The organism is Anabaena sp. FACHB-1391, from assembly GCF_014696755.1.
In the GTDB taxonomy this organism is placed as follows: Bacteria; Cyanobacteriota; Cyanobacteriia; order Cyanobacteriales; family Nostocaceae; genus Dolichospermum; species Dolichospermum planctonicum.
The window spans coordinates 22,148-40,091 of sequence record NZ_JACJQS010000020.1 but is presented as its reverse complement, the minus strand read 5'-3'; the positions used below and the strand labels follow the sequence as shown (position 1 = coordinate 40,091).

The window sequence follows — 17,944 nt, the reverse complement described above, 5'->3', positions numbered from 1 at the left end:
GATGTAGGAGAATCTGCTAAAGCTTTAAGGTTACCAGTAGCCTGATTATATTGGTAACGTTTAGCTGTTAAGTCAGGATGGGGCGTAATGCAGTATCGTCTGCGACTCATGATGATGGTGACTACTTCACTACCAGAGTTACAGTCCATAGGTGTTAGTTCCCATTTTTTTAGCAGTGCTATGTTAGGATCACCGGCGGATAAATCAGCGGTTTGTGAAGAATCAGGTGTTTCTGTCGTTGTGACATCAAACATGGTGTTGTTTTTCGTAGCATTGTGGAAGTTATAACGACCATTATTAGCAATGACATTGCCACCTGGGTTATTACTAGTCCCCAAATCAGGTAAAGCATCATGAATGAGAACAATACCATCACGTTTGTTATTCTGAATTGTGTTTTTACGCACTAAAGGTTTAGCAGATTCAGAAATCACTATACCGTCTTTGTTTTGAATAATTTGATTTTCTGTTAGGGTGGTTGTGGAATCATTACCAATGGCTAAACCAAAGCCGTTATTCTGAAATAAATTATTACGAATTTCCCCCTGGCTTGATTTGGTTAGGGAAATCCCGTTGGCACTATTTCGCACAAATCGGTTATTTTCAATTTTAGGATTTCCTGTACCTGTAACAAAAACTCCTTCTCTAGCATTGTTAATAAAGGTACTGTTTTTGATAGTTGGGTTAGTTGATTCTACCCATACACCTGTACCCCTTTCATTGGTGTTGGTGACGGTTAAACCTTCAATTGTGGTATCTTGATCTGCCAGGATAGTAATATTCTGTTTAGCAAAAATGCTACTGATATAATCACCACCACCAGAAATAACTACCCTCTCACCTTTGCTGGATTCATCACCCCGTAATGTTACCCCTCGTTTGAGTTTGATCGGGAATGATTCGCTGCTATAATTACCGGGAGCTAATTGAATAACTGTACCCGTTTCAGCCCGACTCATAGCATAAGTAATGGTTTTATACGGCTTTGCTGATATTCCAGCTTGATCAGGATCTAAACCATTAACAGGGTCAACATAAATTACTGATGAAACTGGCGGTAATTGGGCTTGTGCTGCAAAGGTGACACCCAGTAAACTAGATATAGCTAAGGTTGTCACTAAAAAAGAGTTTCCTAATCCAAACTTGTTTCTCATTAATTACTCCCTGACTTGAGGAATACATCTTTTATTTATTACATAATACACTATAAATACTAAAATTTTATCAAAGTTAACATATAAATTTTATATAAATTTTTCCCCTCTTTTCGCCTCTTTTCCCTCGTTTCCCAAAAGAGCCAGGGAATGGCAGCGGGAACTTCTACTGTGTTTACTGTATTTGCGGCTTTGCCGCAAATTCTCCTTCCCAGATGGAGTCTGGGAAGGAGTTCATCAGTGCCAGAGGCAGATACAAAAGATTACGGGTACAAGAGGTGATTATCAGGGCTTTAGCCGTGACTAAAAACCAAAAAATTCAAAAAAATTATATTTTTTTGTGCCACTTGCATAAGTCATACCTGAGTCAAGAACCGTTCAGATTTACCGTCCTACAGAGTACGGACTATAAAAACCTGGACTTTGTTAGCATTTTTTAGGTTTTTTAGGTCGGCATAGCCAGCTTTGTCACCTACCACAATTCAGCAACTCCCAGGTATTGTTCAGAGTTGCGTCTGCGTAATTAAAGGTTATTTGATCACAGTTTTCAATTGTTTGAGTATGTCACCAATGCCGACGAAACCGCCATTGCGAGAGAGATTCTTAACAGCTTGCGGTTGACTTTGCAGGATAATCGAGTTGTAGGCAACAATAGCGTCGTTTAGCTTATTGATATTGACACTTATGCCAGCGCTGCCTTGAGCAATGATAGTAACCGGTTTAAAAGGTTTGGTGCTGGCTACTAGCTGTCCTGATGTTGCTAGGGCTAGGGGCTGATTTGGCAAGGAACCTTTAGAAGAAGCAAACAAACCAGTTAGGGCTGTGACTAGTGCTGTTGCTCGTTCCAGGGTAATACCCCCAGCAATGAAGCCGTTTGTTACGTTAGTCGCAGCCTGTTGTGCATCAGCACCACCTGTCAATAGCGTAGTAATGTCAGCAGCATCAACACTTCCTGTTGTACCACCTGTTGTACCACCTGTTGTACCACCTGTTGTACCACCTGTTGTACCACCTGTTGTACCACCTGTTGTACCACCTGTTGTACCACCTGTTGTACCACCTGTTATACCACCTGTTGTACCACCTGTTATACTGTTAAAATTCTGAATAATAGCGGCACCCAACTGATTGATTTCAACCTGGTTTTGTGCGGCAAGGATGAGCACAACAGTCTTTCCCGTTTCACCATCTGTGACAGTGAGGCTAGATGAAGTTGATTCTACGGTCGCTGCTGTAGGTGCAACTGTTGCAGTTGTGTCACCACCTGTAGTTGTAGCCAAGGACAGCTTTCCCTCCGTAGAAATACCAGCTGTAATGCTAATTTTAACACCAGGTATTATAGGAATGGTGACAGGAGTTCCCGCCGTTGTTGTTGCTTGTGTTGTTACGGCTGTTGTTGTTACTGTCTCTCCTCCTATCGTTGTTGTTGTTGTTGTCGTTGCTGCTCCTGGTGCTCCTGCTGCTGCTGCTTCTGTTGCTGGTGTTCCTCCTCCTGCAGCTGCTCCTCCTCCTGTTGGCAGTGCTGCTGGCGGCACTGAGAAAGGGGTAATTGTTGAACCTTGCAAATTATTATTGCCACTCCCAGAGCCAGGTGCATTACCTCCAGCTTGGCTGGGTAATTGCCAGACGGCTAATGTTAATGGACTCAGACCGAGAGCAAAAATGAGATTTCTGATTTTCAACATGATGATTCTTTAAATTCTAAATATTCTAGATATGGAAGTGTTTATTTAGGCAAGAAATTGAAACCATAACCAATGCTAAAGGCAAATATCGTGCCGCCCGTGCTATTATCTGTGAGATCCACACCTTGGAGTGTAATGGTTAAAGGTATGGTTGGTACAGGAACTAGGGAAGCTCCAAGGTTTAAACCAACTCCACTCCAACCTAGACCCACACCGACTTGGGGATGAACTTGCACACCGACTCCACCAAATACACCAGTACTGGCATTACCTTGGCGGAAACTGCCACCCCCAACCCCAGCCGAGAAGGAGACGGGCATTTTATTCACAGAGTCATTAGGCTTCAAAAGGGAGTAACTTGTCACCACACCATAGGCACTGGAAGGTCCGGTAGGGTCAGTACCATAATTGGCAAAGGTATTCCAGCCAGCAGCTACACCAACTCGATTGGTTCCTTTAGCATAGACAATGCGGTGAGCTTTGAGGTCAAAGCTGCCATTAACTCCAAATTTTCTGATACTATTGTTGCTGTAAGCGAATTCCAGACCAACTAGTTTCTGGGAATCTCCTAAACCAAAACCGAGACTAGTACTACCGTCGATCACATTTCTCGTTTTACCAGCGGTCGTTCCTGATAATCCTACAAATGCGTCACTCATGTTAGCCCCGAAGGCACTCGGCCCAGCAAAACTGAGTCCAGGTGGGTAGGTGGGCTTAGGAGCTGGTGCTACTTTGAGCTTAATCAGGGGTTCAATTAGTAAATCCTGGCGGATTTTATTAACATCATCTGGATTACCTTCTCCAGTTTGTGCAATTAGCTGTGGTTGGTTTTGCTCAGGAACAGATGCCACTGTTTTTTCTAATTCTGCGGCGGCGACTACCTGTTTGGTATCGGTTACAGAATTAGCTTTTGCAGTTTTATCGGTGCTTAATTCACTGTTCTGGTTTTCAGTTATTATGTCATCTGCGGCAGATGCGGAATTAACTGAAATGGCTGTGGTCAGGAACAAAGTGGGTAGGGTTAGCGACAAACCCAAGTAGATCAACTGCTTCCAATGATTCCTTAGTATAACAGAATGCTTTTTACTGATCAAAATATCACTCCTCACAAGATGTTTGTTATGCGGTGGCGAAAGTTTATATACAGAAACTTTAATCTAGGACATCTGATGATATACACGGACATAGAGTCCTAAAAACCAAAGTTCTTAACTCGGCATATCGCGCTAACGCGCCGCTACGCTAACGCAATGCTTTGAGGAAAATCCCCAAAGCGCCTTTAATAGTTTTCTGGGCAAATGCCCTGAAGCTATTTTTCCCGGTGTGACTCGGAACCGGTAAACTGTAATACGTACATAAAAGATAACAATTGATCTAGTACGCAAATAAATGCGATCATCAATTGCCCGCCATTATACCATGAACCTAACTTTAAAAGCAAGATAGATCATGAGAAAGTAAGTATATATTTTTGAATAGGGGTGTTCTCAGAAATAAAATGCCCTGTTATGCTGTGGCTAGATTCCATAAGGTAGGAAGTGAAGCATTTTCGAGAGTTTTCACGACTCTGAATTATTAACAGGGGAGAAAAAATGACAATTTTAGCTCATTTTTATGGGGAATATTGTAAACAATCTTTACAATTTAACTTGTGCTAAATGGCTGCGGGGGTTATAGGTACGGATAGCCCTGATTTTCTCATAGTATTCCCGTTCTTGGGGATTGAGGTCTTTTGGCGGAGCGCGATCGCTACTTTGACCAATTGATCACCACGTCCACCCTTAGTTAGCGGCCAACCTTTACCACGTAGGCGCTGAGATTGACCAGAACGAACTCCTGCTGGTAATTTGACATTAACATGACCATTGGGGTTGGGAACATCAATAGCTGCTCCTAATGTAGCTTCGCAAGCTCCGTCACCTACTACAATTCAGCAACTCCCAGGTATTGTTTGGAGTTGCGTTTGCGTAATTAAAGGTTATTTGATCACAGTTCTCAATTGTTTGAGTATGCCACCAATGCCGACGAAACCGCCATTGCGAGAGAGATTTTTAACAGCTTGCGGTTCACTTTGCAGGATAATTGAGTTGTAGGCAACAATAGCGTCGTTTAGCTTATTGATATTGACACTTATGCCAGCGCTGCCTTGAGCAATGATAGTAACCGGTTTAAAAGGTTTGGTGCTGGCTACTAGCTGTCCTGATGTTGCTAGGGCTAGGGGCTGATTTGGCAAGGAACCTTTAGAAGAAGCAAACAAACCAGTTAGGGCTGTGACTAGTGCTGTTGCTCGTTCCAGGGTAATACCCCCAGCAATGAAGCCGTTTGTTACGTTAGTCGCAGCCTGTTGTGCATCAGCACCACCTGTCAATAGCGTAGTAATGTCAGCAGCATCAACACTTCCTGTTGTACCACCTGTTGTACCACCTGTTGTACCACCTGTTGTACCACCTGTTATACTGTTAACATTCTGAATAATAACGGCACCCAACTGATTGATTTCAACCTGGTTTTGTGCGGCAAGGATGAGCACAACAGTCTTTCCCGTTTCACCATCTATGACAGTGAGGCTAGATGAAGTTGATTCTACGGTCGCTGCTGTAGGTGCAACTGTTGCAGTTGTGTCACCACCTGTAGTTGTAGCCACCGACAGCTTGCCATCCGTGGAAACACCAGTTAAAATGGTGATTTTAACACCAGGTATTATAGGAATGGTTACAGGAGTTCCCTCCGTTGTTGTTGCTTGTGTTGTTCCTTGTGTTGTTCCTTGTGTTGTTCCTGTTGGTGTGGAAAAACCACTAGTTTGTGAAGCACCAGTAGCAGCGCCAGCATCAACACCAGCTGTACCTTTACTGGGACTGGAACTCTGGGCTTGGTTTGGTAACTGCCAAGCAAATGACAGTAGAGGACTCAAGCTGAGGGTAAAAATGAGATTTCTGGTTTTTAACATGATGATTATCTAAAATATAGAACTGTTTGACAATTGATGCTATCGTCCCTGATTCCCTGCACTTTTTTTGACTTTAATATCTCTGAAAATCCTTATATCTAAGGTTTTTAGGTTATATTATATGGCTAACGCCATGCTACCCTATCAGCAAGCTCTATTTATTTAGGCAAGAAATTGAAACCATAACCTATGCTTAACGCAAATGTTGTGCCACCTACGCTGTTATCAGTAAGATCCGCACCTTGGACTGTAATTGTTAAGGGTAAAGTAGGCACAGGTACGAAGGAAGCACCAAGGTTTAAGCCAACTCCACTCCAACCTAAGCCCACACCGACTTGGGGGTGAACTTGCACACCCGCTCCAGCAAATACACCAGTACTGGCGTTACCTTGCCTAAAGTCCCCACCTCCAACGCCCAGGGAGAATGAGACGGGCATTTTATTCACAGGATCATTAGGTTTTAAAAGGGAGTAACTTGTTACCACACCATAGAGGCTGGAAGGTCTGATTTCTTCACTACTGTTCTTGGTCTGATACTGAGCAAAGGCTTTCCAGCCAGCAGCTACAGCAATTTGATTGGTTCCTTTAGCGTAGACAATGCGGTGAGCTTTGAGGTCAAAGGTTCCATTAGAACCAAAGTTTTTGACACTACCATTGTTGAACGATAATTCCAGACCAACTAGTTTTTCGGAATTACCTAAACCAAAACCGAGGCTGGTACTCGCGTCTATGTCATTTATAGAGTTACCCCTATTACCAGCGGTTGCCGCTGATAATCCTACAAATGCGTCACTCATGTTAGCCCCGAAAGCACTCTCTCCAGCAAAACTGAGTCCAGGTGGGTAGGTTGGCTTAGGATCTAGTGCTACTTTGATCTTAATCAGGGGTTCAATTAGTAAATCCTGGCGGATTTTATCAACATCGTCCGGATTACCGTCTCCAGTTTGTGCAATTAGCTGTGGTTGGTTTTGCTCAGGAACAGATGCCACTGTTTTTTCTAATTCTGCGGCCGCGACTACCTGTTTGGTATCGGTTACAGAATTAGCTTTTGCAGTTTTATCGGTGCTTAATTCACTGTTCTGGTTTTCAGTTATTATGTCATCTGCGGCAGATGCGGAATTAACTGAAATGGCTGTGGTCAGGAACAAGGTTGGTAGGGTTAGCCATAAACCCAAGTAGATCAACTGCTTCCAATGATTCCCTGGTCTAACAGAATGTTTTTTACTGCTCAAAATATCACTCCTCACAAGATGTTTGTTATGCGGTGGCGAAAATCTGGCGTTGCTGATTTGATGTATGAACATTATTTTTAATGATATTCAACCCTTTGTAGTGGAGACGTGACCTGGCTAGGTATTTTCGGATCTACACATAAATTCATACTTGGTTTCAGCAACGCCGAAAATCTATATAGAGTTAATAGTTTTCTGGGCAAATGCCCTGAAGCTATTTTCCCCAGTGTGACTCGGAATCGGTAAACTGCAATATCGATAAAAAAGACAACAATTGATGTCAGTACGCAAATAAATGCGATCATCAATTGCCCGCCATTATACCATGAACCTAACTTTAAAAAAAGATAGATCATGAGAAAGTAAGTATATATTTTTGAATAGGGGTGTTCTCAGAAATAAAATGCCCTGTTATGCTGTGGCTAGATCCCATAAGGTAGGAAGTGAAGCATTTTCGAGAGTTTTCACGACTCTGAATTATTAACAGGGGAGACAAAATGACGATTTTAGCTCATTTTTATGGGGAATATTGTAAACAATCTTTACAATTTAACTTGTGCTAAATGGCTGCGGGGGTTATAGGTACGGATAGCCCTGATTTTCTCATAGTATTCCCGTTCTTGGGGATTGAGGTCTTTTGGCGGAGCGATCGCTACTTTGACCAATTGATCACCACGTCCACCCTTAGTTAGCGGCCAACCTTTACCACGTAGGCGTAGAGATTGACCAGAACGAACTCCTGCTGGTAATTTGACATTAACATGACCGTCGGGGGTGGGAACATCAATAGCTGCTCCTAATGTAGCTTCATCAGGGGTAATGAAGACTTCGCAGACCAGATGATCACCTTCCATTTGGAAAAAGGAATGGGGTTGTAATTCTACTTTCAAGTATAAATCCCCCCGTTGTTGCGTTTGATGGTTAATTTGGCCTTTTCCCTTAATCCGTAAGCGAGTACCAGCTTTAGCACCAGCGGGGATACGCACATCAATAGTTTCAGTTCCTAAACTAAATCGTTTCTCGACACCGGCAAATGCTTCGCCTAAAGTTAAAGTAATTACTGCTTCTGTGTCTTGTGTTCTAGCAGCGTCTTGAAAAGAAAAATCGTTAAAACCCCCATATCTACCACCTGTTCTCCCAGTGGAGGTAGAATCTGTGGCGGTTTGTCGTCCACTGCGAGGACCAGCGCCACCAAATAATTCATTTAAGAAGTCATTAAAACTGCCGTATTGTCCGAAGTCAAAGCCGCCCATATCGGCACCAGGACCACCGGAGGGGAAACCTTGACCGGCTTGTTTCCAATATTGACCAAATTGGTCGTATTTTTTGCGTTTATCTGGGTCTGATAAGACTTCGTAGGCTTCATTCACTTCTTTGAATTTTGCTTCGGCCTGTTTGTTGTTGGGGTTAACATCAGGATGATATTTACGGGCTAATTTGCGAAAAGCCTGTTTAATTTCTTCCGATGTGGCGGTTTTAGTAATTCCTAAAATTGCATAATAGTCTTTAAAGTCGGTTGCAGCCATTTACTAGCCTCCTGTGGAAATTTAGGTTATGTTTTTTCTAAAATATGAGATCTACTGTTTTCTTGGTCTAATGCCGAAAAGAGTCTAAATATTAAATTAACAAAAAGTTCCCAAAGTTAAGTGTGGTTTTTGCCGAATGTACCAGGGCAATTCCCGCACTCTTGCCATTGTGAACAAGAAATCAACTCATCTATTCCTTCTTCTAAGCTGGGGGGGGCATCCCGGATTTGGCGGTGCATTCGGAAAATGATGTCTTCGGGAACTTGACGAATTCGTCTTTGATTTCGGGCTAAACATAGCCAGATTGGGGTTCTAAGCCAAATTCCGGTAATATGAGTCAAGCCAAAATCACGGGCTAGGGTAATCACTGCTCGACGATTTTTCCTTTGGGCGTTGGTAGCATCGAAAATCACTCCTTGATCCAAGGTTATGGCTTGTTGAAATTGTCGTTCTATTTCCCGCCAAATTAGCGGCCAAGCCCCTTGAATTGCTTCAGAACCAAAAATTTGCCCCCGGATGGCATCTGTGGAAATTAGCTGCATCTGGGAGCATTCTGTTAATAGTTGTTTTGCTAAGGTTGATTTACCGCTACCAGGAAGACCAATCAGCAAAATTAATTTAGTCATTAGTCATTAGTCATTAGTCATTAGTCATTAGTCATTAGTCAAATAACGAACAACTGACTAACTAGATGATTGTTCCATGGGGAATGACAGCGTTTTTGAGAACGACGACAATGCCACTACGAATGTAAAAGCCTTGTTTTTCCCGTTCTGCTTCTTGGACGTTGTCTTTATTGATGATTTTCACATCGTGACCAATGCGGGCATTTTTATCAATGATGGCCCGACGAATAATGGTGTCTGTACCAATACCGACGGGAATATCATTTTCTTCTAGGCTGCATTGTCTCTCTACAAATGGCTGATAATAGTCAGCACCCATGATCAGGGTTTCTTCAATTGTAGTTCCTGATTCTATGCGCGATCGCACTCCTAAAACTGAATGTTGAATCCGGCAATCTTTCAAGATACAACCTTCACCAATCATAGATTCTGTGATTTGGCAATTCAATAGTTTAGAGGGTGGTAGATAACGAGCGCGGGTATAAATTGGTGCTGCTTCATCGTAGAAGCTAAAGGGAGGGAGGGGTTGCTTGGTGAGGGCTAAATTGGCTTCATAAAAAGATTCAATTGTCCCAATATCTTCCCAATAATCATCAAATAAGAAGGCTTGAACGTTATAATCCTTAGCTGCGTCGGGAATAATTTCTTTACCAAAGTCAGTCCGTTCTAAAGATTCTTTTAGCAATTTAATCAAAACATCTTTTTTAAAGACATAAATCCCCATGGAGGCGATATATGGCTGTAATTGAGCTTGTTCTGGCGTTAATCCTAATATGGTAGTATCAACACGCATTTGCGCTAAGGCTTCCCCTTTGGGTTTTTCGCTAAAGTCAATTACTCTCCCGGCTTGATTAATTTTCATTAAGCCAAAATCCGAAGCCCGACGATCATCCATGGGAATTACGGAAAGTGTAATATCCGCATTTGTATCTCTATGACGCTTGATAAACTGACGGTAATCCATACGGTAAAGATGATCACCGGAGAGAATCAGAAATTCCTCTACATCCCAATCCTGTAACATCCAGATATACTGACGCACAGCATCAGCCGTACCTTGAAACCAGTTGGGGTTTTCTGGGGTTTGTTGTGCGGCTAACACTTCTACAAATCCATCGCTAAACCCACTAAAGTTGTAAGCACGAGCAATGTGACGATTCAGGGAGGCTGAGTTAAATTGAGTGAGGACATAGATTTTGAATATTTCCGAATTGATGCAGTTGCTAACGGGAATATCTATTAAGCGATACTTCCCGGCTACTGGTACTGCTGGTTTGGCGCGAAGCTTGGTTAACGGATAAAGCCGAGTACCCGCACCCCCACCAAGAATGATTGCTAAAACTTTTTTCACAAAATTTCTCCCGACTGCTTTTCAATTCTCATCTACAGTTTAGGACTCTATGTAGCAACTGATAAAGATAAAAGCAAAGAATCTTAGGGATGAATTTTCAAGTGGGAGTTAATGGGAAAATGTAGAACTTATGTACTATAATGACGTTTCTATCCAGGATATAAATTACGTACAGCAGCTTTCAGCGGTCAGCGGTCAGCATTAAAGCTTTTTAGTACAATGTCGTTTTGATTTTAGCTTTGATTTTAGTTTGGCTCTCAAATCTCAAGTCAGGGAAAGAGGAAAAAAATTTCAGCCTTGATTTTTTTCGATTGGCAACCAATCATCTAAAATTTGTGCTAGTGAAGCAATGGGGATAAGAGGGAAGATATCAAGGGGAAGTTGAGAACGATCTGATGCTTCTAATCTAGCATCTTGATAACATTGGTCAAATATTTCTAAAATGTAAGGTTTTAAACTTGGACTATCTTTAAGAGATTTCTTAATCTGGTTGCGAAATGTCCTAATTTCTCCTAGCCAATGTCCTTGATTACGTTCTCTTTCACTATCCCAACATTTGAGTTTTAGTAGATGTACAAGCAACTTAGTTAATAAACTTTCAATTGCTCGCTTCTCACTTCTACTTATAGTTTCTAATTCTTCTAATAAATTCTCTAAATCAACAGCAGAAAATTGTCCTGTGCGAAGTTGGTTAATGGTTGTTCTTATCCACAGGTAATAGTCTTGGTCGTATAAGGTTTGAGTTGTGGTTTGTGTTGATGTAACCATATACTGGTGAGGATTTTGCTATTTATTTTATTTTAGCTTAATTTGTTGATGAACTATTAGGACTTCCCACAAGTCACGGAATATAGCTATTTAGCCTAACTTCATAGAGAATCATATACCAACAGAATGCGATCGCTCCCTGAAATTAACTCAAAGCTGAGAGCGATCGCCTTCCGTGGGGTTAAAGTCAGTAATGCGATCGCCAAGTCTATCAATTGGCATTATTCGCTCAAATTCTTTTAATAGTTTCATAAGATAAGCCAGTTGATTCTGCAATAATTTCTATGGCTATATTTTGCTCTTTCAAAGCTTTAGCAACTTTCTCAATACCGGACTTCTCACCTTCTTCAAAGGCTGTATCAAATACATTTTTCACTTCTAAATACTGCACTAAACTCTTCTTATATTGTTCATACTGCTCCACATTTAAGTGAGATATTTCCGCTATTTCAAACCCTTTCTGAAATATTGGTTCATTTAATATCACGGGTATATGATTAAAACTTTCTAAGTTCTTCAAAAAATACAGCCATTTATCAAAATGCGTTATTAATTCATTTTCTTGTTTATTAAATAATGGCATTTGTAAAAATTTAAAGTTTAACTTATCAAAGAAAATATCACCATCTTGATCCTTTAGACACACATCGCGCCTAAATTTAGATGTTATATTTTCGTCATACTCGAAATCTAAAATGGCGATAAAATAGACGGGTAGTAAAAAGAAATTCCAATCGCCTTTTTCTGATTGTTCACGAATGGGGAATGTGGAATAGAATAAAGCTCTATCTTTGAAATTCTTGATTTTTGCTTTTTGCATTTCCACAATAAACTTATCACCAGTTTTACTTTCGCAGTAAATATCAAATATGGCTTTACGTTCTGCTATGGTATCAGCTAGATTTTCCGGATTTTTAAAGGTTAATTGTTGAATTTGATGATGTATTGGTAGAAGTTGGTTGAGAAAATCCATGAGTAGATCTTTACTGCCTTCTTCTCCGAATAGTTTCTTAAAACCGAAATCTGTATAAGGATTAAAATATTTTGTGGACATAACTACTCCTCCAAGATTATTTTATGAAATACTCGCTGAATAACTATGTATTTAGAAAACTCTGTCTAATATTTTCTGAATCAGAACATTAGTATCTAGAACTAGCTTCATAAAATTATCTCAAAAATTTCCTCATCGGTATAACCTGTTTGATTCTTTGCCATCAAATAAGAACGCAAAGCGCGGAATGTGTGGGTAAAAATATAATCCTCAATAGCTTTACCAATGAAACTATCAGGAGATATACCTTCAGCTTGAGTAATTTCTAAAAGTGCTGCTTTTAGTTCTGGATTAATGGTAATAGTCAGGGTATCTTGCATATTTTATTAGCCAGCTACATAATTTATTGTACAGTATCTATCAAGCCTCGGATTACTGATTACGAAGCAAATTCAGATCATAATGACATCAGAAGAAATCAAAGCTTCCATATAATCGCTGTTGTATGCCAAAAAGCATAAATTATTTATTTAAACAGATATTTTTATCTTGATCAAAATCGCTACAATAGCTACCACAGCTAGATTTATTCCCATTTAATTTTTAAGATTGGGGCAATTAAGATTGAATCAAGCTATTTACCTGCCACCAGAAAGCACTAAAATTGATAGACACCTAGCTGAGTTGTACAAACTTTTGAAATTAGGAGTGCATACGTGCCAACACTTGCTAAATACTTGCTGGTTGGATCAGTTGAAGCTTACAGTGGCAAATCTGCAACGGTTTTAGGTTTGTCTCATCAGCTAAAACTTCATGGGTTGGATATCGCTTATGGTAAGCCTTTGGGTAATTTTGTCAAGACACCAACAGGAACAGTAGTTGAGGAAGATGTCCAGTTTATTACTCATAACCTGAACCTTCCAGACAACCGTATTGCTCCCACCTTATTGTCTTTAGATGAAATTACCGTCCAGAAACGCTTACAGGGAGAAGACACAACCAACTATCAACAGTTACTAGTAGAGAAGTATTCACAAATACCAAAGAACAATTTGGTCTTATTAGAAGGACCTGCAAACTTATCAGAAGGAAATTTATTTGGATTATCCTTACTGGAACTAGCAGAAAAATTAGATGCTCCTGTACTCTTAATTAGCCGTTATCAATCACTAACTTCTATTGAAGGGTTGTTGTCTGCTAAACAGCGATTGGGTAAACGGTTAATGGGTGTCGTAATTAATGAAGTACCTGAAGAAAAATCAGAGTTAGTACAAACCCTGTTGCGTCCATTCTTGGAAAAACAGGATATTGCTGTACTAGCAACATTACCCAAAAGCGATATCCTTCGCAGTGTGAGTGTGGGCGAATTAGTTAAGCAGTTAAACGCTGAAGTTCTCTGTCGAAGCGATCGCCTAGATTTATTAGTCCAAAGTCTAGCCATTGGGGCAATGAATGTCAACTCTGCTGTGAAATACTTCCGCAAACGTCAGAATATGGCGGTAGTGACTGGGGGGGACCGGGTGGAAATTCAACAAGCAGCCTTAGAAACATCTACTCAATGTCTGATTCTGACTGGACAACTACCACCTCCTGCATTTATCCTTAACCGGGCCGAAGAGCTAGAAATCCCGATTTTATCCGTGGATCTGGATACTCTGACCACAGTAGAAATCATTGACCGCAGCTTTGGTCAGGTTCGCGTCCATGAACCAATTAAAATAGAGTGTATTCGCTCTCTTATGTCTGAGCATTTTGATATTGATCGTTTATTATCCCAATTGGGATTTAATCCAGCAGGGACAAACCCCCTGTAGTTGCCCCTACTATCATAAATTGCCCAGTTTCCCTTGATTTATGGGAATCAGCAGCGTAAATCCCCTCAATTACTCCTCCTCTGGTTTATTGAATGGGATTTTTTCTGGTAATGCTTCCCCGTCTGGTTTAACTTCCTCAACGTTCATGGCAGGGTTTTGAGTTGCTTCTGTGGTTAATAACTCCGATGTCACTGGATTTGGGGAACTTACTTTTAGTTCAGTGGCAGCATCCTTAGTTTCTGCTTCTAAAACAAGTACCTCAGTCTGAACTATCTCTATCAGAGTTTCAGTTTCTGCTGCTATCAGTGATTCTGAAACAAATACTTCAATTTGAGTTATTTCTGATAGATTTTGAGTTTCGGCTGTCGCAGGTCTTTCTGTTGTCGGAATTACCTGTTCTTCTTGCGGCTGAATAACTGGTGCTGTTGGTGCTAGTTCTACCGTTTCTAAAACAGGTGATGGAGAAAAAGTCTCCTCTGATAAAGCTTGAGTTACAATTGCTGGGGTGACATTTAGCGACTCATCTGGTAATTTTGAGGGTTGAGTTGCTTGAGTTGTACCTGGCTGTAAAATCTCTTGAGTAGTTTTGATAACTGGCTGTTGATTTACAGTCTGTGACGGCTTTCCTTTTGCACCACTAAACACACTACCAATGAATGCGGATAATTGTCGAAATTTCTCTTTCACAGAAAACTTTGACATTTGTTCTTGGAAACTAATTTTAATTAGCTCAGGACTGGGTAAAGGAGTTTGCTGTTCTTCGGGGGCCAACTGTCGCCGTAATGAGAGAGTTTGTGACACAAACCATACTAACAGTGCCACACTGGCTATATGACCCAGTAACAGCCCTCCACTAATTCCAGGTGCAAAAATCCATAGTACCAAGGCGTAGAATAACCCAACTCCACTCCAGATAAAATCATTCTGGCGATGGATTTCTGGAAAAAAGAAGGCTGATAGGTAAATGGCTAAACTACCAAAAGCGACTACCAACGCTATAAAATAGGCCAGCATTTTTTAATACTCCTTACTATTTCATGAAAGAAAGGGAACAGGGAAGAGGGGAGAGGGAAGAGGTGACGGGGGACGGGGGACGGGGGAGAGGGGAGAGGGGACGGGGACAGGGGAGAGGGGACGGGGGACAGGGGAGAGGGGACGGGGGAGAGGGAAGAGATAATAAAGAAAATAGGGGATAGGATAAGGATATTTAATTTTTATTGCCTCTTGCCTCTTGCCTTTCCTTGCACTATGTATTTTAATTTTGCAAATTTTGTCACTAATTTGTCACTAATTTGTTGACTTAAATACAAAATGAAAATAATTATTGATATTGGTCGTAATTTTGGGAAATTCTTGAGAAACTCTTAATATCTTCTTTAGGAGTGAAGCGAAAATCTCGGACTACCCTTAAAGAGAAAGGATCTGCAAGAGAAAGAGCCAAACCCAAACAAAAGATTTGAACACAAACTATGACACTACAAAGCTTTGGTGTGATTGGATTAGCTGTTATGGGCGAAAATATCGCTCTTAACGTTGAAAGAAATGGCTTTCCAATTGCAGTTTACAACCGCTCTCGTGAAAAAACCGATGCCTTTATGGCGTACCGCGCCCAAGGACGGAACGTTAGGGCTGCTTTTAGCCTAGAACAATTTGTCGCCTCATTGGAACGTCCTCGGAAAATTTTGGTGATGGTACAAGCTGGTAAGCCTGTTGATGCGGTAATTCAACAGCTTAAGCCTTTACTACAAGAGGGTGATATTATTATTGACGGTGGTAATTCTTGGTTTGAAGATACAGAAAGACGCACTCAAGAATTAGAACCCACTGGTTTACGTTATATTGGTATGGGTGTGAGTGGTGGTGAAGAAGGAGCTTTAAATGGTCCTTCTCTCATGCCCGGTGGAACAAAAAGCTCTTATGAGTATCTATCCCCGATTTTCAATAAAATCGCGGCTCAAGTTGATGATGGTCCTTGTGTCACTTACATTGGTCCTGGTGGTTCTGGACATTATGTGAAAATGGTTCACAATGGTATTGAGTACGGTGATATGCAGTTAATTGCAGAAGCGTACGATTTACTGAAAAATGTGGCTGGTTTAAATGCAGCACAACTCCATGAGGTATTTTCTCAATGGAATACAACTGACGAACTCAATTCATTTTTGATTGAGATTACAGCGAATATTTTCCCCTATGTTGACCCAGAAACCAAGATTCCCCTCGTTGATTTAATTGTTGACGCTGCGGGTCAAAAGGGTACTGGTCGTTGGACTGTACAAACTGCTTTAGAATTGGGTGTAGCGATTCCGACAATTACAGCAGCGGTAAATGCCCGGATTCTCTCTTCTATTAGAGATGAACGCATTGCTGCTTCTAAGATTATCACTGGACCTAATGCTAAGTATGGTGGCGATATTGCCGCTTTTGTAAACATGGTGCGGGATGCTCTCTATTGTTCTAAAATCTGCTCCTATGCTCAAGGTATGGCGCTGTTGTCTACAGCTTCTAAAACTTACAATTGGGAATTGAATTTGGGCGAAATGGCTCGAATTTGGAAGGGTGGTTGTATTATTCGGGCTGGTTTCTTGAATAAGATTAAGAAGGCTTTTGACGAAAATCCAGCTTTACCTAACTTGTTGTTAGCGCCTGAATTTAAGCAAACAATTCTGGATAGACAAGCGGCTTGGCGGGAAGTAATTGTGACTGCGGCTAAGTTGGGTATTCCTGTTCCAGCTTTCAGTGCTTCTCTAGATTACTTCGATAGTTACCGCCGCGATCGCTTGCCACAAAACTTAACTCAAGCACAACGGGACTATTTCGGCGCTCATACTTACAAACGGACTGACAAGGAAGGAACTTTCCACACTGAATGGGTTCCCATTGCTGAGGCTAAGAAGTAAGATACTTTTAGTTAAGGTTTCACTTTAATTCTTGCTGTTTATTTCAGCAAAATTGTCTATAGGGCGGGGTTTCTCCGCCCTAATTTGTAAGAGTTGGAGAAAAGAAATACTTTTCTATCGCTATTTTAGTAAATTTGGCTTTTAACCGCTTTTTTTACCAAGCATACACACTAAAAATATCAGAACCATTGAGTATAGGTTCTTGTTCAATTTTAATGTTTTTAAATCCTTTGTCTTTTAAACAATGTTCAATTTTTTCTAAACGGAAATCTATATCATGTACTTCTACAAAAACTTGCTTTATTTTTGACCAATCTTCTATTTCAATACCTAATAGCACATCCATTTCACTTTTCTCTACATCAATTTTCAGTAAATCAATTTGCTCAATTTGCTGCTCACGAATAATTTGTGATATTGTTTTCAATTGACAGTTAACTTCTTTTCCTTGAAAAGCAGCGGTTAATTTCCAATTGATAAGACGTGAAAATAAAGACTCTGGTAAATATCGTAACCAGGAAAGAGGAGCAGGAAAATGTTTAAAATTAGCTATAGATATTGATTGAAGTTTATCTATTTCCGCTTGTTGTGTAATGGGATAGGCTGTAGAACCTAAGGTCATATTTGGATAATAAGTAAATTTTACATTTCCAGCTTTTTGAGAAAGTCCACAAGCAAATTCTTTAACATTTTTTAAGCTAAAACGTTGAATGTTTTTATTGAGAACTTCAAAAATATCAGGGATAGGTTCAAAAGCATAAATATTTATTTTCTGATTAAATTTATGTGATAAATAAAGTGCAAATAATCCAATATTTGCACCAACATCAAAAACTGTATCTCCTTGATTTAACCCAATACCATATTTTAAATAATTCTGAACTTCCTGATACATTAATTGTGCTTCATCTTTTTGTAAACACAATATTTTCATCCCATTAGAAAGA

14 protein-coding genes and 3 pseudogenes are annotated in these 17,944 nt (G+C 40.5%); 3 read left to right on the top strand and 14 right to left on the bottom strand.

Annotation, left to right across the window (positions count from 1 at the left end; all coding sequences use genetic code 11):
- Positions 1-260: 260 nt before the first annotated feature.
- The 12 genes and pseudogenes from H6F62_RS11470 to H6F62_RS11415 form a co-directional block, all read right to left on the bottom strand.
- Positions 261-1,067 (bottom strand): annotated as a pseudogene (locus H6F62_RS11470) (DUF1565 domain-containing protein); the annotation flags it as partial.
- 617 nt (positions 1,068-1,684) lie between these two features.
- Positions 1,685-2,839: a hypothetical protein gene (locus tag H6F62_RS11465; RefSeq protein WP_190372103.1), complete on the bottom strand. Its 1,155-nt coding sequence runs from the start codon at positions 2,837-2,839 to the stop codon at positions 1,685-1,687.
- A 41-nt stretch (positions 2,840-2,880) separates the two neighbouring features.
- Complete coding sequence (locus H6F62_RS11460; protein WP_242025988.1) at positions 2,881-3,876, bottom strand: hypothetical protein; 996 nt, start codon at positions 3,874-3,876, stop codon at positions 2,881-2,883.
- A gap of 600 nt (positions 3,877-4,476) precedes the next feature.
- A pseudogene (locus tag H6F62_RS11455) lies at positions 4,477-4,745 on the bottom strand (DnaJ C-terminal domain-containing protein); the annotation flags it as partial.
- Positions 4,746-4,817: 72 nt separating this feature from the next.
- Complete coding sequence (locus H6F62_RS11450) at positions 4,818-5,786, bottom strand: hypothetical protein (protein ID WP_190372101.1); 969 nt, start codon at positions 5,784-5,786, stop codon at positions 4,818-4,820.
- Between the two features lie 158 nt (positions 5,787-5,944).
- Positions 5,945-7,018, bottom strand: coding sequence for a hypothetical protein (locus tag H6F62_RS11445; protein WP_190372100.1), 1,074 nt, complete (start codon positions 7,016-7,018; stop codon positions 5,945-5,947).
- A gap of 542 nt (positions 7,019-7,560) precedes the next feature.
- Positions 7,561-8,544: a DnaJ C-terminal domain-containing protein gene (locus H6F62_RS11440; protein ID WP_137909294.1), complete on the bottom strand. Its 984-nt coding sequence runs from the start codon at positions 8,542-8,544 to the stop codon at positions 7,561-7,563.
- Between the two features lie 116 nt (positions 8,545-8,660).
- The gene (locus tag H6F62_RS11435; protein ID WP_137909295.1) at positions 8,661-9,170 is read right to left on the bottom strand and encodes an AAA family ATPase; all 510 of its coding nucleotides are present in this window, start codon (positions 9,168-9,170) and stop codon (positions 8,661-8,663) included.
- A 61-nt stretch (positions 9,171-9,231) separates the two neighbouring features.
- A complete protein-coding gene (locus tag H6F62_RS11430) occupies positions 9,232-10,521 on the bottom strand; it encodes a glucose-1-phosphate adenylyltransferase (protein WP_137909296.1) in 1,290 nt (429 codons plus the stop codon).
- 291 nt (positions 10,522-10,812) lie between these two features.
- Positions 10,813-11,289, bottom strand: coding sequence for a DUF29 domain-containing protein (locus H6F62_RS11425; protein WP_137909297.1), 477 nt, complete (start codon positions 11,287-11,289; stop codon positions 10,813-10,815).
- Between the two features lie 229 nt (positions 11,290-11,518).
- Positions 11,519-12,343: an Rpn family recombination-promoting nuclease/putative transposase gene (locus H6F62_RS11420; RefSeq protein WP_137909298.1), complete on the bottom strand. Its 825-nt coding sequence runs from the start codon at positions 12,341-12,343 to the stop codon at positions 11,519-11,521.
- 107 nt (positions 12,344-12,450) lie between these two features.
- On the bottom strand, positions 12,451-12,663 hold the full coding sequence (locus H6F62_RS11415; RefSeq protein ID WP_137909299.1) for a hypothetical protein: 213 nt from the start codon (positions 12,661-12,663) through the stop codon (positions 12,451-12,453).
- A gap of 336 nt (positions 12,664-12,999) precedes the next feature.
- Between H6F62_RS11415 and H6F62_RS11410 the strand changes: the two genes are divergently transcribed.
- Positions 13,000-14,097 (top strand): phosphotransacetylase family protein, encoded by a 1,098-nt coding sequence (locus tag H6F62_RS11410; protein WP_137909300.1) that lies wholly within the window; start codon positions 13,000-13,002, stop codon positions 14,095-14,097.
- Positions 14,098-14,700: 603 nt separating this feature from the next.
- On the opposite strand, the pseudogene H6F62_RS20975 reads toward H6F62_RS11410, so the two are convergent.
- Positions 14,701-15,111, bottom strand: a pseudogene (locus H6F62_RS20975) (Ycf66 family protein); the annotation flags it as partial.
- A 23-nt stretch (positions 15,112-15,134) separates the two neighbouring features.
- Here H6F62_RS20975 and H6F62_RS11400 point away from each other — a divergent pair.
- Positions 15,135-15,293, top strand: coding sequence for a hypothetical protein (locus H6F62_RS11400; protein WP_190372098.1), 159 nt, complete (start codon positions 15,135-15,137; stop codon positions 15,291-15,293).
- Between the two features lie 273 nt (positions 15,294-15,566).
- Complete coding sequence (gndA, locus tag H6F62_RS11395; RefSeq protein ID WP_137909302.1) at positions 15,567-16,997, top strand: NADP-dependent phosphogluconate dehydrogenase; 1,431 nt, start codon at positions 15,567-15,569, stop codon at positions 16,995-16,997.
- A 154-nt stretch (positions 16,998-17,151) separates the two neighbouring features.
- On the opposite strand, the gene H6F62_RS11390 is transcribed toward gndA, so the two are convergent.
- On the bottom strand, positions 17,152-17,922 hold the full coding sequence (locus tag H6F62_RS11390) for an FkbM family methyltransferase (RefSeq protein ID WP_199306419.1): 771 nt from the start codon (positions 17,920-17,922) through the stop codon (positions 17,152-17,154).
- Positions 17,923-17,944 lie beyond the last annotated feature (22 nt).